Raw genomic sequence first — 23,644 nt, 5'->3', positions numbered from 1 at the left:
TTCGTCACTCCCTGGTATTTCTCTATATGTCATCTTCCGCTTAGTAATTTCCTAAGATTTTAAGACTGCGACTCTCTTCTCTCAGTCCGCGGATTGCATTTTTCACAGCCGCATCAGCAAGGTTACCTTCAAAATCAACGAAGAAACGGTATTCCCAGTTTCTTCCCTCAATTGGTCTGGACTCAATCTTGCTCATGTTCAGATCATTATAGATAAAATGCGAAAGTAAATGGTACAAAGATCCGCTTTCGTGAGGCACTTCAAAGCAGATACTGATCTTCTTCGCATCTTTCAAAAATATCTTCTGATTTGTAACAACGATAAATCTTGTAAAATTATTTGGATTATCATTGATATTATCTTCGAGGAGCTCCAGTCCATGTACCTTTGCAGCATATGCACTGCAGACCGCCGCCTGAGTCATATCCTGTTCATCAAGGATCTTCTTTGCGGCAATCGCGGTGTTTGCAACACTGATCTGCTGCCAATCACTATGTTCATCCAGATATCTGGATGCCTGCATCAATGCAACACCTTTCGAATATACCCGTTCAATATCTGACAATTTCGTTCCTGGGAGTCCGGACAACGTGTGCGTGATCGGAATAATGGTTTCTGCTACGATATAATTTTCAAATTCTACCAGCAGATCATACATCTCATCTACAGCTCCGGCTGTTGTATTTTCAATTGGAAGCACTGCAAAGTCAGCTGCCCCCTCTTCGATAGACTCCATGGCATCTCGAAATGTCCGCACATAAAAGCTATTGCAGTTTTCTCCAAAATAATCTTGCATTGCAGCCTGACTATAAGCTCCTTCTGTACCCGGGAAAACAATTCTTGCATGTTCTGCATTCAGGCTGTCTACCTCAATAAATGGAAGACGGCCAAGTGCTCCGGCTTCCACCAGCTGCTGATATTGTTTCTTACGACTGATAGACATCAACTGTTCAAATATTTCCCGAATCCCTTTTTTATTAAAATCCGTAGTTGCTTTTGCTGCTACATTCTGTAATTTATCATGTTCCCGCTGACGGTCAAATACCTTAATCCCGTTACGAATCTTATATTCTCCCACCTCTTCGGTAAGTTTTGATCTTTGCTCATATAACTCTACGATCTGATCATCTACCTGATCTAATTTCTCTCTTAATTCCTCTAATGTCGACATCTGGCAATCTCCTTTACACAAACTAATCTGTATTATAATACATTTTTCGCATAAAATCCACCTTCCATTGGCATACTTATTGTTATGAGACACAATTTTTTAACTTGTGGAACTGCTGGCTGGTGCATGGAAATCCTTTTTACCGGCCTTCGTTCTCTTCGTGAAGACAATCCGAAACTTACTGGGAATACTTCTATCTGGATGTTCCCCATCTACGGAATGGCTAGCTTTCTATCTCCAATCTGCAGGCGATTAAAAGGAAAGAGTATATGGTTAAGAGGAGGGGTCTATACATGTTGTATTTTTATTGGAGAATATGTCACAGGCTCTTTTCTGAAGAAACATAATGCCTGCCCATGGGATTATAGTAATGCTCCGTTAAATATTGATGGTCTGATACGACTGGACTATGCACCTCTATGGTTCGGCGCTGGACTGTTGTTCGAAAAAATTCTCAACAAACATTGAAAATCTTTCGCATTTATTATATGATGTATGAAAGATTTTCGATGTGGGAGGTTATTATGAGACACTTGATGAGTCCACTGGATTTTTCCGTGGAAGAACTAGACAAATTAATGGATCTGGCGGTTGATATTGAAGCCAATCCAACGAAATACGCGCATGCCTGTGAGGGGAAGAAATTAGCGACCCTCTTCTATGAACCAAGTACAAGAACAAGATTAAGTCATGAAGCTGCCATGTTGAATCTGGGCGGGAGCATTCTCGGATTTTCATCTGCAGATTCCAGTTCTGCCGCCAAGGGAGAAAGTGTATCCGATACCATCCGTATGATTTCCTGTTATGCAGATATCTGTGCAATGCGCCACCCAAAAGAAGGCGCACCTATGGTAGCCAGCAAGCATGCTACAATCCCTGTAATCAATGCAGGCGATGGCGGGCATCAGCATCCGACCCAGACACTGACCGATTTATTGACCATTCGTTGTCTAAAAGGTCATCTCGACAATATGACCATTGGTCTTTGTGGGGACTTGAAGTTTGGCCGTACGGTTCACTCTTTGATTCATGCATTAGTCAGATATCCGGGCATCAGATTTGTTTTGATTTCACCGGAAGAATTAAGACTTCCAAGCTATATCCGCTCCGATGTTCTGGACAAGAATCATATTCCATATGAAGAAGTTGTTCGTCTGGAGGATGCAATTCCGAATCTGGATCTACTCTATATGACTCGTGTACAGAAAGAACGTTTCTTCAACGAAGAAGACTATGTAAGAATGAAGGACTTCTATATTCTGGATGCCAAGAAAATGCAGCTGGCCAAAGAAGACATGTATGTTCTCCACCCACTGCCACGTGTCAATGAGATCTCTGTTGAAGTTGACGATGATCCAAGAGCAGCTTATTTTAGGCAGTCCCAGTATGGTGTATATATTCGTATGGCATTGATATTGACATTGTTAGAAATCGAAGTATAGGGGGATATGAACATGGTAAATAACACTTTGAATGTAGGACGTATTGAAGAGGGATTTGTATTAGATCATATTCAGGCCGGCAAAAGTATGGAAATCTATAAATACCTTCACTTAGATAAATTAGACTGCTGTGTTGCTATTATTAAAAACGCAAAAAGCAGTAAAATGGGCAAAAAAGACATTATGAAGATTGAATGCCCAATTGATTTTATTGACCTGGATGTATTAGGATTCATCGACCACAATATCACGATTAATATTATTAAGGATTCTGAGATTGTAGAGAAGAAATCCCTGCATCTTCCAAAAAAGATTACGAACATCATCCGATGCAAGAATCCAAGATGCATTACCTCTATTGAGCAGGAATTGGACCACGTATTCGTATTGACCGATCCTGAAAAAGAAATCTATCGATGCATGTACTGTGAAGAAAAATACGATGGCAATCGAAAATAAAAAGCAAGCAAGACGATAAGCCGGGTTATGTCGTTGAGTAATCATCTATCTAGACCCACCGTTGCCGATGGGTTCCAGCGACCTACCTAAGACGTGACGGGCCGCCACATTGTCTTTATCCGGTCTTGCTTCGGATGGGGTTTACATATGCCCCTGCTGTTACCAGCAAGGCGGTAGTCTCTTACACTGCCTTTCCACCCTTACCTGTGCAGAAGGAGTCTTCTGCACGGGCGGTTCATTTCTATTGCACTTTCCTTGGAGTCGCCTCCACCGGACGTTATCCGGCATCCTGCCCTGTGAAGCCCGGACTTTCCTCACCTGCTGCCTTTCGGCACTTACAGCTGCGATTACTTGTCTTACTTGCCTTGGTTACTATATCACATCTTATTTTAAAATACAATTCTTATTTTGCAATTCCCTCATCCACGATCAGATCATTCCCATCAGCCGCCGTTGTCGCCAATGTATCACATCGTTCATTCTGAGGATGTCCATCATGACCTTTTACCCAGATAAATGTAACATGATGAGGTTCCTTTGCTTTTAATAAACGTTTCCACAGATCGACATTCTTGACCGGTTCATTCTTTCCCCTCTTCCATCCCTTTTTCATCCATCCGTCAATCCAATGCTGATTAAATGCATCCACGACATATTTGGAATCTGAGTAAAGTTCTACCTCACATGACCGGTTCAAAGCTTCCAGCCCGGCTATCACTGCCATCAGTTCCATCCGGTTATTCGTGGTACGCTGATATCCCTGGGAGATTTCTTTTGTGTGCAGTTCTCCTCTTGAGTCTACATATTCCAGAACTGTTCCATATCCTCCTGGTCCATCCGGATTCCCCCGGGCAGCGCCATCTGTATATATTTTTACCTGCATTTACATACTCCTTTCAAACACCTGTTGTGGTCGGATCACATGCATCACTCGATTTTTGTATTCTTCCGCAGCCGGATTCTCCATCAAACGTTCATATATATCATAATCTTCCCACATATGCATAGGGAAGATACATCTTGTATCCGTATGCTTCATAAAATAATCAAGTCCCCAGTAATATTGTTCGCCCTGCCTCGGATCCAGCGGCACAAAAGCCACATCTATCCTCTCTCCCTCTATCTTCCCGATCTCATTCTGAAACATTCGCTTCATCATCAGATTATAAGTTTCACTTTCCTCTTCCCAGTGCCACCAGTTCAGATCTCCGGCATGATAGATCACTTTGTCACGAAAGCGTACAAAGAACGCTACACCCTCATCGGTAGAGCGAAGCGTTCTAATCTGTAACTCATCTACTTGTATTTCCTGACGAGGCCCTATATAAATAGTCTTGCCATCCGGTCCTTCCGCCATAATATCATCTGACAAAATATATTGTATATTCTTATACCTGTCTGCCCATTGGAAAATTTCTTTTTTAAAATGATCATAATGAACATGGCTGGCAAATACATAGATTTTCTTTTCTTCTGTAATTGGAGGAAGATATCCTTTATAATAATCAAAGATCAGGACAATATCTTTCTCTTCCACCACATATCCACTATGGTTCAAATAAGTAATACGCATTCTTTTAAGCCTCTCCCTGAATGACATCTACTGCATGCATGATCTCTGGAAGCAGATAACGGAGACTTTCCTTAACTGCCTGCGGCTTACCCGGCAGATTAACAATCAATACATCCTTACGGATACCAGCTGTACTTCTATTCAGCATAGAACGCTTTGTCAGCTGCATGGTATGGGCACGCATAGCTTCCGGAATGCCAAGCAGCGGTCTTTCTACCACATCCATGGTTGCTTCCGGTGTACAGTCTTCCGGACCGCATCCAGCTCCGCCTGTCGTCAGGACAAGGTCTGTCAGATGCCCATCTGCCAATCTCTCCATGACTGTTGATAACACTTCTCTATCTGTTGGAAGAGCTCTCATAAATACAATCTCAAGTCCTGCTTCTTCCACGATCTTCTTAATCACTTCTCCACTCTTATTTTCTTCATTTCCTCTGTATATATCAGTGTTCGCTGTGATAATCGCAACTCTCATATTGTACCTCCATCTAATTTTTCATCAGTGTTCATATATTTTATATATTATATCTTTTACAGAAATAATGCAATGATAACCGTGCAAATTCCAGCAACCCCCATTGCGACTCCGCTGACTGCACCTTCTACTTCTCCAATCTCGAGTGCTTTCGCCGTTCCTATTGCATGACTTGCGGTCCCAAAAGCAACACCTGTTGCCACTGGATCTTTGAGACGAAATAATTTGATCAAAAACGGATGGATGATTGCACCGACAGTTCCACAGATGATCACTGCCATCATCGTGATGGATTTTAATCCGCCTAATTGCTCCGATACATCCAGGGCAATCGCCGTGGTCACAGACTTTGGAAGTAGCGAATATATCATCTCCTCATGCATTACCAGCATACGGCACAAGATTACTGTACTTCCCATCGACAAGATGCTTCCAAGCAGGCATCCGATTACAATTGGGAAAAATTGTTCTTTCAGAACCGCCCGCTGCCTGTAGATGGACAACCCAAGCATCGCAGTCACCGGTACAAGAAACATGGATACAAATTGTGCTCCTTCCATATAATCATCGTAAGAGATATGTAACACCTTCATCACAAGAACACAGATTACCATGGCAATCAAAAGCGGATTTGCAATCGGTGATTTTATTTTCTTCGACACCTGTCCGCCGATATAGAAGGAAAAGACAGTTAACAACACACCAAACAAAGGATTTGACCAGATTTCACTCATGATTCTTTTCTCCTTTTTCTCCTATTTTTTTCATACAGATCTGAACAGCCCTCACAGATGCATAGGTTCCAAGGAATGTCAGAACCAATGAGATCATCACAACCACAACAAACCCTACGATCTGCCCTTTTAAAAGTTCTAGATCCTCAATCATTCCTATTGACAACGGCACAAAGACTAACGCCATATTGGACAGCAGAAAATCTCCTGTCTCCTGAATCTGTTCTTCTTTTAGTGTCTTTGTTCCTAGTAACAATGCAAGTATCAATATCGCCATGACACTGCTTGGAAATGTAATCGGAAGCAGCGAAACGATAAACTCTGCTATAAGACAAAGACACAAAATAATACTTAATTGCTTTAATATTTTTCTATGCATATTCTTTCTCCCTGCTTTTATCATTTGCATCACATTAGATTGAACGCACTGTAACAGTATAACATAAAAACAGCGCCAAGTTCTACCCCTGGCGCCATTTCTGTATTCACTTTCTCGAAATCTGATCCATAGATTTCCAATGTTACATTGCTTTATGATACAGCATCTCAATATCTTTTAATGTAGACTGTCTTGGATTAGCAGCAATATTACCACTCTTCATTGCATCTGCCGCCATCTGTGGAATCTTATCTTCTGTCACACCAACCTCTGATAATGTCTTTGGAATTCCAAGATCCGCATTCAGCTTCTTAATCTCTTCTACCAGCATCTCCGGTCTGAAATCAGAAACAGGTTCCTTTTTCTCACGGATGTAATTGTAGATCTTTTCATACCGGCCGTGATCTGCAAGTGCATTATATTCTACAATGACTGGAAGAAGAATCGAATTCGCCACGCCATGTGGAACACCGAAGAACGCACTGACCGGATGGGACATAGCATGGACATTGCCAAGTCTTGCCCATGCAAATGCAATACCAGCGAACATACTTCCTGACATCATCGCGCAGGCAGCTTCTTCATCTTGACGGTTTGCGACGAATCGGCGGATATTTCCTCCTATCAGCTCCATAGCTTTTTCTGCCATCGCATCTGAGAATGGAGATGCTCCCAGAGAAGTATATGCTTCCCAGGCATGGATCAGCGCATCAATACCACAAGATGCTGCAATTGATGGTGGTACAGACATGATCATCTCTGGATCCAGCAATGCGTATTTTGGAAGCAACTCGTAACTGAATACTGTTAATTTATAATTTCTGGAGGTATCCGTAATAACAGAAAATGCAGTAACCTCGCTTCCGGTTCCTGCCGTAGTTGGAATCGCAATGATTGGTTCAATGGAACCTGGTACCAGATGTGCGCCTTCATATTCCACAATAGATCCACCATACCTTGCCAGTACACCAACTGCTTTCGCCACATCCATCGGACTTCCTCCACCTAATGCTACAATACTGGTCGCTCCAGACTCTTTATATATCTTCGTTGCCGCATCCACCATATCAACCGTTGGATTCGGTAAAATATCAAGGAATGTGCAAGTCTCAATTCCCGCATCTTCAACAATTTTCTGAATCTTCTCAACAACTCCTAATTTTTCCAGGCCATGGTCAGAAATAATCATCATTTTTTTAGAACCACATTTTTCCAGCAATTCTGGCAGTCTCTTTAATGAGCCCATTCCAAACACGATGTCCTGAGGTACTTTAAACGTATAATCCTTCATTTTCCAATCTCCTTTGTTCCTTCAATTTAACATAAAAAGGAGTCACATAGAAACATGTGACTCCTTTGTCATGACTATTATACTACTTTTCTCCTCAGATTCAAGTCCTTTTTCCACAGATGCATGCGAAAGTTCTGTGGCATACATCCTTACATTTTCTCTTAATTCCATGTTTCATTACACGGAAGATTCCCCACATACCGGATTCTACATCCCATTTCAGACTTCCGGACCGATATAGGTAATCTCCCGGACAGGAAGCACCCTCTTTCAATTCCAGATTGAATGTATTTCCGATGCTGACTGCTCCTTGTACAGAGATGATTCTGGAATGAGAATCCTCTGGCTGCTCCTTCCACTCATGTCCATGTATGCAAAATCCAACATTTCTAGGTTTATCAGCCGGCATCATCGTACGGAAGATGACTCGATCTCCTGCATAAGCTCTGAATAACGGGGTTGCCGGATCACCATGAACTTTACTGCTGAATATCTTCGCAATTCTTGAATCCCGTTTTAGTCTGTTTGCATATCTTTCCGAGCGATAATTGTATCCCTTTTCTCCTGTATCTTCTGCATCTACTTCTTCCCTTTCGCCTGCTGCTGTCTGAATCAGCTTATTCTCTTTATCCAGCAGACGAATTCCGTTTTGTACCAATACTACACACTCGCGGAAATGCTCTGCATCCGGCGGCGCAATGACAGCTTCTTCATCATAGATTGCTTTCTTAAGAGATGAATTCTGATACCACTTTGATCCTGCCGGTTCGATTAAAATTGTTCCGAATAATCCATGATATCTGTGATTTCTCATGTCGCCAAAAGACTGAATGATACATGCACCATATTCTCGGTCTGCATACCAGAGATACTTCTTACTTTCCCCAATTCCTACTGTCTGTTCTCGATTGTTATATCCTATATTGACACCAGAGTCATATAGCGGATCATATTGTAGGAACTGCGGATTCAGTGAAACGCGCATTGATGGCCTGTGGGCAATATCCAATGGTACTTTCGGATAATCATAATATGTAACTGGTTTTCTCGGATCAAACAGATTGTGAAGCGTTACTTCAATCCAGTCACCTGCGTTTGCCCTTAGAATCAAAGGTCTTGGTCTTTGCTTTCCAGTCAGAACTCGTTCTGCATCATCAATCGGAACAAAAAGTAGTCCATCGGGATCATGATCTCCGTATTCATTATATAGAATATTCTTTTGAATTGCTGCAACTTCATAACGGCGTATGACAGCATTTCTTCCAGGACATGGCGGAAGTGGAAGGATCTGATTTTTCTCCTTGCATAATGGCTTCAGACATTTTTCCTGATGCTGATACACACGGATAATTCCCCATAATCCTAACCAGACATCGTCAATTCCACCAAAATAATACAGATAATCCCCCGGACCATATGACTTTGTAATCCGAATATTGAATGCTTCTGATATCCCCAGTGTCTGAGAAGCTACATCTGGTGACACGATATCTGCAACTTCTTTTTTCCAAGACATCCCAGTAATATTAAGAGCATGCTGTTCTTCATGAGCCCCATCCAGCAGGCGGATCATCAATTCATCTCCCGGATACGTCTCCAAAACTGGCGTTACTGGATCCCCATGAACATAAGAACTAAAAATATAAGCTGGATCATTATTTCCAGAAAGTCTCTCCCGCATTGGTTCACAGCGGTAATTAATTCCCATCACTCCAGGATCATCATGAGATCCAGGAACTTCCGGTGGATTCAGCGCTTTTCCCTTCTTATCAAAAAGCAATGCAAAGTCATGGACAAATAAAGCATACTCTCGGAACGATGTTCCATCACGCCTGCGTATGACTGCTTTGGTACCATATGGCAATATTTCTCCTGTACGTATATCGTGAAATGTTGCACCTGCTTCTTCTATGACTAAAGCGCCAAACACTCCATGCTGCTGGTGTGAATTTGCGAATAGATGATCATGGAAGAATACCGTTCTTAACTCCGTATTAGCAAAGAAACGTTCTATCAATGTCTCATACTGTCTTGCTCCTGCAATATTATTCCATCCATTCGCTGCTCCATCAGATACAATCGTGTCGAATTTTACCAGATGAATATGGTATCCCACGATATCCGTTTTTGTCTCCATCTGGAATGGACTCGCATTTAAATATTCCGGCAGAAGATTTGTCAATCTCACTTCAATACAATCACCTGCATTTGCCCGGATGACAAGCGGTTCTACCTGAATCTGTTCTTTTTCTACTTTTCGAATATAGGATTCCAATCCTCCATGTTTTTCCAGTTCTTCCTTCATTACAAAGAATCTTCCCTGGGGATCATGCCATCCGTAACGATTGTATACTACCTTCGCCTGTACCAGCGCAATCTCAAAAATCTTCACCTTTTCATCCGTTTCTCCCCAACATTCACATCCATCATCTCCAGGGGAACGAGCATCGGTATAACATGGACAGGTATCTGTATAGAGCGCTCCAGGCTCAAAGTCTTCTACAAAATTCGCCCGTTCCAGTTCTGTTGGCTCAATCTGGTTATCACCTTCATTATCAACGATTCCCAACGGTGGTTGCAATGGTCTTTCTCCCGATTCACCTTGAATAAAATTCGGATATCCCGGATGTTCCTTTTCTTTCTTTGGCGGAAGAACTCTGTCTTTTAATGGCTGTAATGGCGGGATAACCGTTCCGTCTGGCAGGCATCCTGTTCCATCCTGCAGTCTGTCATAGATTCTCCACAAGGTCCACATTCCTTCATGGAAATGCGGATACAAATGGCAATGGAAAATGACATCCCCAATCGTTCTGTTCAGACTCCCTGCTCCGTGCAAGATATCCAACGTATAACATTCCTGAGGACTGATGGAAATAGAATCTATGATCGTAGAATTCGGATTTTGTCCTTCCAGTCTCCACTGATGATTGTGCAGATGGAATACATGCGTCTCTTTGATTCCTCCATGAACCAGACGGATCTTCGCCGGATCCCCTACATACGCCTTCAGGATCGGTGGCGCCGGATCTCCATAGACCCAGGAACTCATGGAAATATCTTCTCCCGTATCTGCATGTTCTTCTGTCAGCGGCATTCGGTTCCTCATGGGTTCTGCACGATAGCTGATTGCTGTTGTAGCAGAGGGAAGCCCTGTATGAGGATCTTTCGGCTGATTACCATCTTTGTCTTTGATTTCCAGTTCATCATGGAAAAATACCGCATATTCCCGAAAAGCAGGTTTCCAGGGATGATAGATATCTGCAAACAATCCACTTTCCAGCTCTTTTCCGCTCTCTGGGTCCAGCCATCTGGATTCTGCTTCTTCCACAATAATCGCACCAAATAATCCATGTACATTCGTACCATCTTCACTACTTCTGGTATCTCCCATATCCTGAAACAGATAGACTCCTTCTCGATCTGCATACCATGTATATAAAATCTGATTCTGCGTTGTTGTATCCTTATTATATCCTACACTGGCGCCATCCGAAGTCTGAACGTCATAAGCCAGTCCCTGTACATGTATAGACAATGGCCGATTCAACGAATGAGAGAAAATAATCTCTACTTTCTCTCCTACATTTGCCCGGATAACCAGCGGCTTCACTTCTTCATAAGGCTGTGGAATATCTTTCTGAAAATTCCGGATTGCATTTTTGCGTATTCGATCTGCATCCTTCTTTAACACATAGAGAAGACCATTTGGGTCATGATCTCCATATTTATTATATACAATCGGAATTTCTATCGCCTCTATCTCATAGCAGCGGACTTTTCTGCGCAATGAGTAATCACATAATTCCAACATCTTTTAGTAGGTCCTTTCCATTCCACATTCCAAGATTCGGATATAGTGATTGGCTTCCCGTAACACATGGTCCGCCAATAATGGTAATATGAGGGATGCAATCTCACAATTCAGAATACCTTCTGCTCCTGCCTCTTTGAATTTTCGATACTTTAATGTCTCTTCCAGAGATTTTCTCCGTATCCCATCCATCGCCTTACAATTCTGCGTCCTTGCCATTTCAAGTAATTCGCCATATTCCACTGCAAAATGATCTGCCGATTCGATTAATTCTGTCTCTGTCGGGTCGAGAAGTCCCCGGATAAACCATGCATGTTCCATCATGATCTGATTCCAGAACATCTCCTGATCTCTGATTTTTTTATAGGATACTCGCTGATCTTCAACCAAGTCAGTCAAAATTGACCGGTACAATTTTGCTTCCCTTAAAATGTGCTGGATTAACAATGGATAATTAAATGTAAATAAACATCCTTCCTCCACTTCTCTTAAGATACTTTCCTTAAATCCTATCAATTCATCCAACAAATGAATAGCCTTTCGATTCAACTGATCGATCGAACGTATCATTCTTTTGTGTCTATTGCCAGAACAATCTGCTTCAAGCTGTTGTTCTGCCATTGTAATTCTATGGTCAATCGAAATTCCCGTTAACTGACTAGTTCTTCTCTCTGCCTGAAGTGTGAACTGTGTGACCAGTTCTTGTGATTTCAATATCTCATGGTTCATCAGGCCACAATTAAACTGCATGACCTGACGCAACAGATTCTCGAACTCATTACGCAGTCGGTCTGCTCTTTGAATCCACTGTGTTTCTTTGCATGGGAATCCTGCCTCAAGAAACAATGCGTGTTCCTTCATGATTCTTGCAAAAAACAGGTGTGTTTCTATTGATAATGTTACATAATTTTCCATCATCTTGCATATTCCTGTTATTTATTTTTCTCTATAATATATGTAGGAATCTATAAAGTGTCAGATGATGATGCATACCAGTCCGCCATTACTGTCATTTACAATTTTCTGCATGGTATCCTGAAGTTTTTCCTGACTTTCATCATTGATCATTGCCATCTTATTCCTCATTCCATCCATTACCAGTTCTTCAATGGATTTTCCAAAGATATTCGTTCCCCAGATACCTCCTTCCCGCTCCTTTGTATCTTTAATATATCGTATCAAATCTTCTGCTTGCTGTTCACTTCCCACGATCGGTGCTATTTCTGTCTCAATATTAGCCCGGATCAGATGAATAGATGGAGCCTCTGAATGAATCTTAACTCCGTATTTGTTACCTTGTTTAATAATCGTCGGTTCTTCTAATGTAATCTCTTCTTTTTTCGGGCAGACCATCCCATACCCTTTCATCTTTACAGCAGAAAATGCATCTCGTACTCCTTCATATTCTGCTTTTAACTCCGACAGACTTTTCATTGTCGAAATCAATTCATATTGTCCGGCTATATGTGTCCCTGTCAATTCACTCAACATCTCATAATAAAACTTCTCTGCTACAGCAATCCGAACTTTAACACATCCCGTATCCATTTCGATACAATCTACTTTCATATCTTCTATATATGAACTGTCTGGTTTCTCAATTCCGGCCGCAGCATCTTTAATCTCGCAAAAATGACCCATAACATTTTTTATATGTACCAACATATCTTGCTTAATTTTATGATCTCTCGAGAGCATCTCTGTCCATTTCGGAATATAGAATTGAATTTCTGATATTGGGAATTCATAGAGCACAGCCTCCATAATCCGCATAATATCTTCTTCTTTTAACTGTTCACAATTCACCGGTAATGCACATACCCCCATCTGTTTTTCCCATTCTTCTACAGTCTGCTTTGCCTCATCCCCATATGGCTTCTTAGAATTAACCAGTACAATAAATGGCTTGCCAATACTCTGCAACTCCCGGATTGTTTTCTCGGTTCCGTCACGATAATTTTCTTTTGGAATATCTGTAATTGAGCCATCTGTTGTCACTACTATTCCTATCGTTGCATGATCATGAATCACCTTTCTGGTTCCGATGGCTGCTGCTTTTGTAAAGGGAATCTCATGATCGAACCAAGGCGTTTTTACCTGTCTTTCTTCATTCCCCTCAATATGTCCTGATGCTCCTTCTACCATATATCCCACACAATCAATCAAACGCACCTTCACTGTGACATCATCTGACACCTGAATTTCGGCCGCTTCCTTAGGAACGAATTTGGGTTCTGTTGTCATAATAGTACGTCCAGAAGCAGACTGCGGCAATTCATCCCTTGTCCGTTCTTTGCCATGCTCATCCTTCATATGTGGTAATACCAGAACATCCATAAATCGTTTGATAAATGTTGATTTTCCCGTCCGCACCGGTCCTACAACTCCTATGTATATCTCTCCGTTGGTCCTTGCCTGTATATCTTTGTATAAATGATACTGATCCATTGTCCTGACTCCTTTACGTCTATGCTGTTAGAATATATGCGGTCTATTTTTGATTTAGACTAAGAAAATCAGCTGGAAATATCTGGATAAACGCAAGATTTTCAATCAAAAATTATTACATTTATCAATACATTTTACCCAATTCTGGCATTAATAATAGAACTAATTGTTGGGGCAATAAAATTCGTGGATTTTATTTTAAGTTCATGTTAAGATATGCTCAAACAAATGACGAAAGGGGAAGTCTTATGAATCTATATCATTTAAGATATTTTGTAACACTGGCCCACTTAGAACATTACACGAAAGCAGCGGAGATATTATCAATCACTCAACCAAGTCTCAGTCATGCCATCTCTTCTCTCGAAAAAGAACTTGGGGTAAAATTATTCGAAAAAGATGGTCGCAATGTTGTTCTGACCAAATGCGGGCAGGCATTCCTAGATGATGTTGAACATTCGCTCTGTATACTGGATTCATGTATTAACAAGTTACAAATGACGGGAAGCGGTGAAGGACATATTGACATCGCCATGCTTCCTTCTCTCAGTACTATTGTTTCTCGCCATGCAAAAGATTTTCTAGATTCACAACCGGATAAAGGAATTGACTTCTATTTTCATACATCTACCGGATTGACTTCAGATATTCTTCATGGATTAAAAAAACGCCGCTATGATATCGCTTTCTGTACACTGCAGGAAAATGAACCTTTGATTGATTTTGTTCCAATTTCCAAACAAAAGCTGGTGCTCATTGTACCCAAAGGTCATCCCTTGGAAAATCGAGATTCTGTAGATCTTGCAGAAACTCTCCCTTATCCTCAGATTATGTTCTCAAAAGAAAGTGGACTAGAACCTGTGATAGACAAATTATTCGAAGATTGTGGCGGACGTCCCAAAGTTGCCTACTCCATAGGCGACGACCAGATTGTGGCAGATCTTGTAAGTGCTGGATTTGGAATCGCAATTATTCCACACATGCCAACATTAAATAATATGCCAGTTAAAATCATTGAGATTACAAATTCCACCTGGGAGCGTATTTTTTACATGGCAACTTTAAAAAATGTATATCAGGCACCTATTGTTCATGAATTCAAACAGTTCATAGAAAAAAAGAACGGAGGTCTTTAAAAACCTCCGTTCTTTTTATTCTTTCCAAGGTAAAGCAGTATGTTCAGCTTTACTATCTCGAAGCATAAGTTCGTTCACAGCTTCTCTTGGATCTTTATTTTCAAATAATACTTCATTTACTTTATTGATGATTGGAAGCGAAACATCATATTTTTCTCCTAATTTTACAGCTGCTTTCGTAGAATATACACCTTCAACCACCATCTTGACTTCATCCATTGCCTCCTGCATACTCATTCCCTGACCTATAAGGTAACCTGCCTTTCGGTTACGGCTATGCACACTGGCACATGTTACGATCAGATCACCGATACCTGTAAGTCCTGTAAAACTTTCAATTGCACCGCCCATCTTAACACCGAGTCTTGCAATCTCTGCAATTCCTCTGGTAATAAGAGCTGCTTTTGTGTTATCACCATATCCCAATCCATCTGCAATTCCAGCTGCCAGAGCAATAACATTCTTAAGTGAACCACCTAGTTCCATTCCCAGAATATCCGGGCTTGTATATACACGGAACACTTCACTCATAAACATTTCCTGAAGATAATCTGCCGTCTTCTTAGTTCTTGCCCCAATGACAACCGTTGTCGGAAGGCCTCTTCCTACTTCCTCTGCATGGCTCGGTCCTGACAATACTGCCACATCTGCCTGAGGTATCTCTTCCTCAATCTGCTGCGAAAGAGTCATTAATGTACTTTCTTCGATTCCTTTTGCCACATCCACGATGATCTGTCCTTCTGCAATAAAAGGACACATATTACGAGAAGTACTTCTTGTAAATGGAGACGGAACCGCAAGAACCACAAAATCTTTTCCCTTTACAGTGCTTTCGATATCCGTTGTGAACATCATATCTTCTGGAATCTTAACGCCAGGAAGTTTACTTTCATGTTCCCTCTTTTCCGAAAGCATCTTTACCTCATCTTCATTGATTGACCAGACCGTTACCTGATGACCATTTTTGTGGAGCAAAAGTGCCAAAGCAGTTCCCCAGCTTCCTGCTCCCATAATGCCTACATTTGCCATAATCGTATCCGTTCCTTTCTTTTATTACTTATTTATTTTTTCCGACGCTTAATTTATTCTCCGTGCCAGATAATAATCTTTGAATATTTGCTCTATGTTTAAAGAAGGCTGACAGCATCAAGAACGCAACAATCGCATACATCTCACAGAGATAATTCGCTGCCACTCCAAATCCTCCCATCTGTCCATATACCACAACTTCCACAAGATATATAATAACAACCGCAAGAGAACCTAATGAAACATATCTTGTTACGCCTACAATTGCTACAAATGCCACCAGACAAATCAGTACCATCCACACATTTGTTGTACTGACCAGAAGCCCTGCTGTTGCCGCAATTCCTTTTCCTCCTTTAAATTTGAGATAAAATGGGTAGTTATGCCCAAGAACTGCCCCCATACCTGCATACATTGCAAGAAGCGGTATCATATCGGCATGGGTCTTGCCATAAAGGAGGTGAACTATAACCACAGCAAACACGCATTTAAAACAATCGCCAAGGAAGGTAACCAAGCCTGCTTTCCAACCCATTGTGCGAAGCGCATTGGTTGTCCCGGCATTGCCGCTTCCCTGTTTACGAATATCAATATTATGCATCTTCCCATATATATATCCTGTCTGAAATAATCCAAACACATATCCGATCATTACACATATCAAACGTTCCATAACTAGTGATCCTTTTCCTTTCTTTCTCGAATAAAGAATTTCAGAGACGTTCCTCTGAATCCGAATGCCTCTCGAATCTTATTCTCAAGATATCTTGTATATGAGAAATGCATCAATTCTTTGTCATTTACAAATATAACGAATGTTGGCGGTTTAACTGACACCTGCGTAATATAATATAGTTTTAGTCTCTTTCCTTTGTCAGAAGGAGGCTGCTGCATCGCTACTGCCTCCGCCATGATTTCATTAAGGACACCCGTTGCTACACGCATGGTCTGATTTTCAATAATCATATCAATCATATCATACAATTTAGGCAGACGCTGCCCTGTCTGTGCAGAAACATACATGATTTCGGCATATGGCATAAAAGACAGCACACGCCGAATCTCATTCTCATATTCCCGCATGGTCTTATCATTCTTCTCAATAGCATCCCACTTATTGACAACTATGATAATCCCTTTTCCGCGTTCATGGGCAATTCCTGCAATCTTTGCATCCTGTTCTGTGACACCTTCTGTGGCATCAATGACCACCAGCACCACATCTGCCCGTTCTACAGCAGTTACCGTGCGGATAATGCTATAACGTTCAATTTCTTCTTTAATCTTATTCTTTCTTCGAAGACCTGCCGTATCGATAAAAACATATTCTTTTCCATCGTGAACAATCTCTGTATCAATTGCATCTCTGGTTGTTCCGGCTACATTGGATACAATGACTCTCTGTTCACCTAATAACTTATTAATGATCGATGACTTTCCAACATTGGGCTTACCTACGATTGCTACTCTCGGACGTTCATCCTCTTCTTCTTCCCCAGAATGTTCTGAAAAATACTTTGCCACCTCATCCAGCATATCTCCCATTCCAAGTCTGGATGCTGCTGATATTGGCATCGGGTCTCCAATCCCGAGATTATAAAATTCATAGACATCCGGCATAAACTTGTCAAAATTGTCGACTTTATTTACTGCCAGAACAATTGGTTTTCCAGATCTTCTTAACATATCTGCAACTTTAGAATCTGAATCCACAAGTCCCTGACGGACATCTGTCAAAAATATGATTACATCAGCAGTATCAATCGCAATCTGTGCCTGTTCTCTCATCTGTGATAAGATGATATCTTTACTCTCCGGTTCAATACCACCGGTATCAATCAAGGTAAATTCTTTATCCAGCCAGGAAACATCTGCATAAATTCGGTCTCTGGTCACACCAGGCGTATCTTTCACAATTGAGATCATCTCACCGGCTAAAACATTAAAAAGAGTTGATTTTCCGACATTCGGTCTCCCCACAATAGCCACAACTGGTTTACTCATGTTAAAACTCCTATTCTAATATCTCATTGACAATAACATCTATAAAATCTTGTCCGCTTGATTTTACAATATCTGCCCGCACTTGTAAAGCATCTTCCACCTGCGCAAGCGTAATATCATCCAAAAACACCTCTTCCTGACTGCGGAACATGTTACATGGCAACAATAATCTGTCCCCCAGCTTTTGATTCTGTAACTGATGAATCAAATCCTGACCTGTAATCAATCCGGACACTGTAATCAATTCTCCGAAAAAATCATTGCGAATCGGATAGACATGTATTTGGGTATTGGAATACTTCTCTTCTATCCTGGAAGCCATCTTTTGTATATATGGATATGCCAGAAACCCTGTTGCAATTGAAAGTTCCCTGTCGCGATCATCCCCATCTACTTTTTCATAAGCTTCTTCGAATTCATTTTCCAACAACCGCAACATTCCCACACCATTCTCCAGCTGCAGATATCCATCATACCGCTCTTCTTCTGGCATCTCTTCTCCTGCTAAAATATACCATTCATCTCCGGCATGAATAAAATGGATTCCATATTCTTCGTAGAACTTGTCCTGCCACCTATGGATCGTATCTAAGATCTTGACTGCATCCTCACGGGTAAATGGTTCCAAAGGATACAGACCCTCTCTGTATTTGGTAAGCCCTACCGGTACAACAGATACGCTTTGCAGGCACGGAACATATTTTGATAAATCTCGAATGCTTCTTTCTAACTCCTCGCCATCATTAATTCCTTTACATAATACAATCTGCCCATTCATCTGAATCCCGCTCTCATACAGTGTATCCACTTTTTTTAAAGCATCTCCGGCGAAACGGTTATGGAGCATCTTACAACGCAGCTCTGGATTTGTTGTCTGAAAAGAGATATTAATTGGCTCCAAATGATAACGAACAATACGTTCTATATCATGATCACTCATATTTGTCAGTGTCACATAATTCCCCTGTAAAAAAGAAAGTCTGGAGTCATCATCTTTAAAATATAAGGTATCTCGCATTCCCTCCGGCATCTGATCAATGAAACAGAACATGCATTTATTATGGCAAGAGCGATATTCATCCATCAACCCCTGTTCAAACTCAATTCCCAAATCTTCTTCGTAATCTTTCTCTATCTCAAGTTCCCATTCTTCACCATTTGGCTTTTCAATCAAAAGAACTAACTCTTCATCATTAACATAAAAATGATAATCGAACACATCTTCAATTTCATTATTATTTATAGAAATTAATTTATCTCCTGCCTCAATTCCTAATTCATCTGCAATGCTTCCCGGCAAGACATCTTTTATTATATGCTCATGCTTCATACATTTGCTCCTTATGAACTTTTGTCATTACTATAGCACACCTTCTTCAAATAGTCCAATCTGTAGTTGACCTTTTTATAGTAAAAGTGATATAAATAACTTAGAACATAATATAAAATTCTAAAATACAGGAGATTACTATGCCGAATATTAAATTAATGGAAAATGCGCTTCCGATAGCGCCATTAAAAATTGCTGCTCTTGATTCATGTAAAGACCTTGGACAAAAAGTCAATGATTATATCGTTCAATTTAGGCAGCAGACATTAAAAGAATCTTTGGATTCCCCTCTTTTTTCCAGTTATCAGTTAGATAACTATCTGGTCAAATGTAATTGTCCGCGTTTTGGTTCTGGAGAAGCCAAGGGACTAATTAGTGAATCCATTCGAGGAAAAGACCTGTTCATCATGGTTGATGTATGTAATTACAGCCTGACTTACAAGGTAAATGGACATCTTAATCACATGTCTCCGGACGATCATTATCAAGACTTAAAACGTATTATCTCGGCTGCTAACGGTAAAGCACATCGTCTAAATGTCATTATGCCATTCTTATATGAAAGCCGCCAACATAAACGTACCAAACGTGAATCTCTAGATTGTGCTCTGGCACTCCAGGAATTGATTGATATGGGCGTCGATAACATTCTTACATTCGATGCGCATGATCCTAGAGTGCAGAATTCCATCCCACTACATGGATTCGATAACTTTAATCCTCCGTATCAGTTCATGAAAGCCCTTCTGCGTGCAGAACCGGAGTTAATTGTAGATAAAGAACACTTAATGATCGTCAGCCCTGATGAGGGTGCAATGCATCGTGCGGTATATTTTTCTAACGTACTGGGTGTCAACATGGGTATGTTTTACAAGCGTCGTGACTACTCTACTATCATCAACGGCAAAAACCCAATCGTTGCACATGAATTTTTGGGAGATGATATTCATGGTAAAGATATCATTATAATTGACGACATGATATCTTCCGGTGAAAGTATGCTTGATGTTGCAAGACAGATCAAAGAACGCGGAGCAAGCCGTGTGTTTGTCTGCACCACTTTTGGATTATTCACAGAAGGTTTCGATATTTTCGACGATTATTATAACAATGGTTACATCGACCGTGTGATTACGACCAATCTCACATATCTGCCTCCGGTAGCTTATGAAAAACCATATTTTGTAGTTGCAGATATGAGCAAATTCATCGCATTAATCATTGATGCACTAAACCATGATATTTCCATTGGAGCTGTGTTGAACCCAACAGATAAGATTCATGCACTGTTAAAAAAGCATAATGAGTCATTGGGAATTTAGATGAGTTAGTTGGTGATTGGGTGTGTACGACGAGAGGATGGATGGGATGGTTGCCATTGCGGAGTCCTTCGCTAAGAATCCATAACAGGAAAAGAAGCAGATATTTTGTGATCAGGCTGATTCACCCCGAAATCTTGATGATTTCGAGGCTCAGCAGCCTTCTCAGATTTGGCTTGAAGCCAAATCTTCACACATAATATCTGCTTCTTTTCCTGTAACGGATTCTAGCGCTTGTCCAACGAATGGCAACCATCCCATCCATCTTCTCGCCTGACATCCCCCAAGTCCGCAACTTCCTCATCTGGGAGAATTCCTGCGCGTCATGCAGAGGGAAAGATCATAGTAAAGATATTATCAAAAAACTGGCAGAATAACTAACTGATTCTTCCATTGAAATAATGATGAATAGTATAAAAACATCGTTCCCCATTGCGCTTCGCGCCAGGAATTTCCCCAGATGAGTTCGTTCAGTAATTGGGAATGTCAGGCGCAAGGGAGCTGGATAGACTGTTCTGTATCCGTCTATCCAAGCGATAGAATCCGTTACATAAAAAAGAGTTGCAATTCCGTGTGAGAATTTGGCATCCAGCCAAATTCGAAAGGACTGCTGAATCGAGAAATTATCCAAATTTCTCGGTGAATCAGTCCGGTCACGAAATTGCAACTCTTTTTTATGTTATGGATTCTTGGCGAAGGATATCGGATACAGAACAGTCTATCCAACTCCCTTGCGCCGCACACACCCAATCACCAACTAACTCATCTAAATTCCTATCTTAAAACACGAACCCGCAATACTTCTCCTACTTTTTTCAGATCTTTTACAACTTTCTCCGGCACATCTGAATCAATATCAATCATCGTATATGCGTATCCACCTTTACTCTTGTTAGTCATATCTGCAATGTTCATGTTGTCGTCTGCAAGAATCTTGGTAAACTGTCCAATCATATTTGGAACGTTGTGATGAAGGAGAAGAATTCTTGTATTTTCTCCTCTGTATCCCATGTCACAATCCGGGTAATTTACAGAGTTTTTGATGTTGCCATGCTCAAGATAATTTCTCAGTTCTTTTACTGCCATCTTTGCGCAATTATCTTCTGATTCTTCTGTAGAAGCGCCAAGATGCGGTATCACAATTGCTCCTTTCACTCCTGCTGTAATAGGTGTCGGGAAATCAGATACATAATGTTTTACATGCCCGGATACCAGTGCATCTACCATTGCCTCTTCATCAACCAGAACATTTCTTGCAAAATTCAGAACAACAACACCCTTTTTCATAAGACCGATTGCATTTTTATCAATCATTCCTTTGGTACTGTCAAGTGCTGGCACATGAATTGTAATATAGTCACAATCCTTATACAATTCATCTACCGTCTTCGCATGATGGATGTTTCTGGATAATTTCCATGCCGATTCAACAGATACATATGGATCATATCCGTATACGTCCATTCCAAGATTCGTTGCTGCATTCGCTACCAATACACCGATAGCTCCCAGACCAATAACACCTAACTTCTTACCCTCGAGTTCGCATCCGGCAAATGCTTTCTTGGCTTTTTCGGCATCTTTGGCGATATTGCCATCTTCTTCATTTTCCTGCACCCAGTTGATTCCTCCAATGATATCCCTGGATGCCAGAAGCATTCCGGCAATAACCAACTCTTTTACCCCATTTGCATTGGCACCTGGAGTGTTAAATACAACAATTCCTTCCTCAGCACATTTATCCAGAGGAATATTATTAACTCCTGCCCCTGCTCTTGCAATTGCCTTTAACTCAGGTGCAAATTCCATTTCATGCATTCCTGCACTTCTTACCAAAATAGCATCTGCATCTTCTGCTGCGCTTACTGGTGCATAATTTTCTGTAAATTCTTCCAATCCTATGCCAGAAATTGGATTTAAGCAATGATATTTATACATGATTATAAATTCTCCTCCTCAAACTTCTTCATAAATGCTACTAATGTTTCTACACCTTCTACAGGCATTGCATTATAAATACTTGCACGCATTCCACCTACTGTACGATGGCCTTTCAGATTCTCTAATCCAGCTTCTTTAGCTTCTTTTACGAATTTTGCATCCAGGTCAGCGTCGCCAGTCACAAATGGTACATTCATGAGAGAACGATCTTTTGGCACAACTGTTCCCTTGAACAGTTTGCTTTGATCCAGAAAATCATAGAGAATCTTTGCCTTCTTTTCATTGTGCTCTTTCATTGCTTCAAGACCACCTTGTTTTTTTAGCCATTTAAATACCTTTCCGCAGATATAAATGCCATAAGCCGGCGGTGTATTGTATAAAGAACCTGCATCTGCATGTGTCTTATACTTCAACATTGTCGGTGTTCCTGGAAGAACATCATCTGTAATCAGATCTTCTCTGATAATCACGATAACAGTACCTGCAGGTCCTACGTTCTTCTGGACACCTCCATATACGACTCCGTATTTTGTAACATCTATTGGCTCTGATAGGAAGCATGAGGATACATCTGCTACCAGAATCTTACCTTTTGTATTTGGAAGTTCTTTGTACTTAGTTCCATAGATTGTATTATTCTCACAGATATATACGTAATCTGCATCTTCTGATATTGGCAGATCAGAGCAATCTGGGATATAACTGAATGTCTTATCTGCAGAAGATGCGACAATATTTACTTTTCCATATTTTTCTGCCTCGGCAGCGGCTTTTTTCGCCCACTGACCTGTTACGATATAATCTGCCACGCCATTTTTCATTAAATTCATTGGAATCATGGCAAACTGCTGAGATGCTCCGCCTTGCAGGAATAATACCTTATAATTATCCGGTATATTCATCAACTTGCGGATATCAGCCTCTGCAGTTTCAATAATCTCCTGAAACGCTTTCGAGCGGTGACTCATTTCCATCACGGACATTCCTGTTCCATTATAATCTAACATCTCTTCTGCTGCTTCTCTTAATACCTCTTCCGGTAAGACTGCCGGTCCTGCTGAAAAATTGTACACTCTGCTCATTTCAAGTTCCTCCATTTTCT

At 40.9% G+C, this 23,644-nt stretch carries 21 protein-coding genes and 1 other RNA gene; 5 read left to right on the top strand and 17 right to left on the bottom strand.

The annotated features are described in order from the left end of the window. Positions 1-40: 40 nt before the first annotated feature. Entirely contained in the window at positions 41-1,171 is a 1,131-nt protein-coding gene (gene pheA, locus ACQRD1_RS07540; protein ID WP_235231899.1) for a prephenate dehydratase, read from the bottom strand. 84 nt (positions 1,172-1,255) lie between these two features. Between pheA and ACQRD1_RS07535 the strand changes: the two genes are divergently transcribed. Genes ACQRD1_RS07535 through ACQRD1_RS07525 form a run of 3 tightly spaced genes read left to right on the top strand, consistent with a single transcriptional unit; the run spans position 1,256 to position 3,072 of the window. Continuing rightward, positions 1,256-1,639, top strand: a complete 384-nt coding sequence (locus ACQRD1_RS07535) for a putative ABC transporter permease (RefSeq protein ID WP_235231898.1) — start codon at positions 1,256-1,258, stop codon at positions 1,637-1,639. A 56-nt stretch (positions 1,640-1,695) separates the two neighbouring features. Continuing rightward, positions 1,696-2,613 carry an aspartate carbamoyltransferase gene (pyrB, locus tag ACQRD1_RS07530; protein WP_235231897.1) on the top strand — a complete coding sequence of 306 codons (918 nt, stop codon included), beginning with the start codon at positions 1,696-1,698 and terminating at the stop codon, positions 2,611-2,613. Between the two features lie 12 nt (positions 2,614-2,625). Next, a complete protein-coding gene (locus ACQRD1_RS07525) occupies positions 2,626-3,072 on the top strand; it encodes an aspartate carbamoyltransferase regulatory subunit (RefSeq protein ID WP_235231896.1) in 447 nt (148 codons plus the stop codon). Here the strand turns inward: ACQRD1_RS07525 and rnpB are convergent. The 10 genes from rnpB to spoIVA form a co-directional block, all read right to left on the bottom strand. Further along, positions 3,073-3,435: RNase P RNA component class A (rnpB, locus tag ACQRD1_RS07520), an RNA gene on the bottom strand. Positions 3,436-3,475: 40 nt separating this feature from the next. Beyond that, positions 3,476-3,955 carry a ribonuclease HI gene (rnhA, locus tag ACQRD1_RS07515; protein ID WP_235231895.1) on the bottom strand — a complete coding sequence of 160 codons (480 nt, stop codon included), beginning with the start codon at positions 3,953-3,955 and terminating at the stop codon, positions 3,476-3,478. Then, a complete protein-coding gene (locus tag ACQRD1_RS07510; protein WP_235231894.1) occupies positions 3,956-4,645 on the bottom strand; it encodes an MBL fold metallo-hydrolase in 690 nt (229 codons plus the stop codon). It abuts the gene before it with no gap. Between the two features lie 4 nt (positions 4,646-4,649). Further along, positions 4,650-5,120, bottom strand: coding sequence for a MogA/MoaB family molybdenum cofactor biosynthesis protein (locus ACQRD1_RS07505; protein ID WP_235231893.1), 471 nt, complete (start codon positions 5,118-5,120; stop codon positions 4,650-4,652). Between the two features lie 56 nt (positions 5,121-5,176). Next, positions 5,177-5,854: an LrgB family protein gene (locus ACQRD1_RS07500; RefSeq protein ID WP_235231892.1), complete on the bottom strand. Its 678-nt coding sequence runs from the start codon at positions 5,852-5,854 to the stop codon at positions 5,177-5,179. Continuing rightward, positions 5,847-6,233 (bottom strand): CidA/LrgA family protein, encoded by a 387-nt coding sequence (locus tag ACQRD1_RS07495; RefSeq protein ID WP_235231891.1) that lies wholly within the window; start codon positions 6,231-6,233, stop codon positions 5,847-5,849. The genes ACQRD1_RS07500 and ACQRD1_RS07495 overlap by 8 nt, the downstream gene beginning before the upstream one ends. A gap of 142 nt (positions 6,234-6,375) precedes the next feature. Continuing rightward, positions 6,376-7,524: an iron-containing alcohol dehydrogenase gene (locus ACQRD1_RS07490; RefSeq protein WP_235231890.1), complete on the bottom strand. Its 1,149-nt coding sequence runs from the start codon at positions 7,522-7,524 to the stop codon at positions 6,376-6,378. Positions 7,525-7,624: 100 nt separating this feature from the next. Continuing rightward, complete coding sequence (locus tag ACQRD1_RS07485) at positions 7,625-11,335, bottom strand: multicopper oxidase domain-containing protein (protein WP_235231889.1); 3,711 nt, start codon at positions 11,333-11,335, stop codon at positions 7,625-7,627. A gap of 3 nt (positions 11,336-11,338) precedes the next feature. Then, positions 11,339-12,253 (bottom strand): DUF2935 domain-containing protein, encoded by a 915-nt coding sequence (locus ACQRD1_RS07480; protein ID WP_328282587.1) that lies wholly within the window; start codon positions 12,251-12,253, stop codon positions 11,339-11,341. Positions 12,254-12,310: 57 nt separating this feature from the next. Further along, positions 12,311-13,783 carry a stage IV sporulation protein A gene (spoIVA, locus tag ACQRD1_RS07475; RefSeq protein WP_235231888.1) on the bottom strand — a complete coding sequence of 491 codons (1,473 nt, stop codon included), beginning with the start codon at positions 13,781-13,783 and terminating at the stop codon, positions 12,311-12,313. 248 nt (positions 13,784-14,031) lie between these two features. Between spoIVA and ACQRD1_RS07470 the strand changes: the two genes are divergently transcribed. Further along, a complete protein-coding gene (locus tag ACQRD1_RS07470; RefSeq protein WP_235231887.1) occupies positions 14,032-14,919 on the top strand; it encodes a LysR family transcriptional regulator in 888 nt (295 codons plus the stop codon). Positions 14,920-14,934: 15 nt separating this feature from the next. Here the strand turns inward: ACQRD1_RS07470 and ACQRD1_RS07465 are convergent, their stop codons facing one another. From ACQRD1_RS07465 to ACQRD1_RS07450, 4 genes are read right to left on the bottom strand one after another with little or no spacing between them, the layout of a single operon-like run. Beyond that, positions 14,935-15,948, bottom strand: coding sequence for an NAD(P)H-dependent glycerol-3-phosphate dehydrogenase (locus tag ACQRD1_RS07465; RefSeq protein ID WP_235231886.1), 1,014 nt, complete (start codon positions 15,946-15,948; stop codon positions 14,935-14,937). Between the two features lie 28 nt (positions 15,949-15,976). Continuing rightward, positions 15,977-16,621, bottom strand: coding sequence for a glycerol-3-phosphate 1-O-acyltransferase PlsY (gene plsY / locus ACQRD1_RS07460; RefSeq protein WP_235231885.1), 645 nt, complete (start codon positions 16,619-16,621; stop codon positions 15,977-15,979). 2 nt (positions 16,622-16,623) lie between these two features. After that, positions 16,624-17,952, bottom strand: a complete 1,329-nt coding sequence (gene der / locus ACQRD1_RS07455) for a ribosome biogenesis GTPase Der (RefSeq protein ID WP_235231884.1) — start codon at positions 17,950-17,952, stop codon at positions 16,624-16,626. Positions 17,953-17,962: 10 nt separating this feature from the next. Further along, positions 17,963-19,282, bottom strand: a complete 1,320-nt coding sequence (locus ACQRD1_RS07450) for a DUF512 domain-containing protein (RefSeq protein WP_235231883.1) — start codon at positions 19,280-19,282, stop codon at positions 17,963-17,965. Between the two features lie 140 nt (positions 19,283-19,422). Here ACQRD1_RS07450 and ACQRD1_RS07445 point away from each other — a divergent pair, with 140 nt between their 5' ends. Further along, entirely contained in the window at positions 19,423-20,604 is a 1,182-nt protein-coding gene (locus ACQRD1_RS07445) for a ribose-phosphate pyrophosphokinase (RefSeq protein WP_235231882.1), read from the top strand. Between the two features lie 771 nt (positions 20,605-21,375). Here ACQRD1_RS07445 and ACQRD1_RS07440 read toward each other — a convergent pair. Beyond that, a complete protein-coding gene (locus tag ACQRD1_RS07440; RefSeq protein ID WP_235231881.1) occupies positions 21,376-22,539 on the bottom strand; it encodes a phosphoglycerate dehydrogenase in 1,164 nt (387 codons plus the stop codon). A 2-nt stretch (positions 22,540-22,541) separates the two neighbouring features. Next, positions 22,542-23,624 (bottom strand): 3-phosphoserine/phosphohydroxythreonine transaminase, encoded by a 1,083-nt coding sequence (gene serC / locus ACQRD1_RS07435; protein ID WP_235231880.1) that lies wholly within the window; start codon positions 23,622-23,624, stop codon positions 22,542-22,544. Positions 23,625-23,644 lie beyond the last annotated feature (20 nt).

Origin of the sequence: Bariatricus sp. SGI.019 (assembly GCF_050315235.1) — a bacterium.
GTDB lineage: Bacteria > Bacillota > Clostridia > Lachnospirales > Lachnospiraceae > JAFBIX01.
This window is presented reverse-complemented; position numbering and strand designations above follow the sequence as displayed.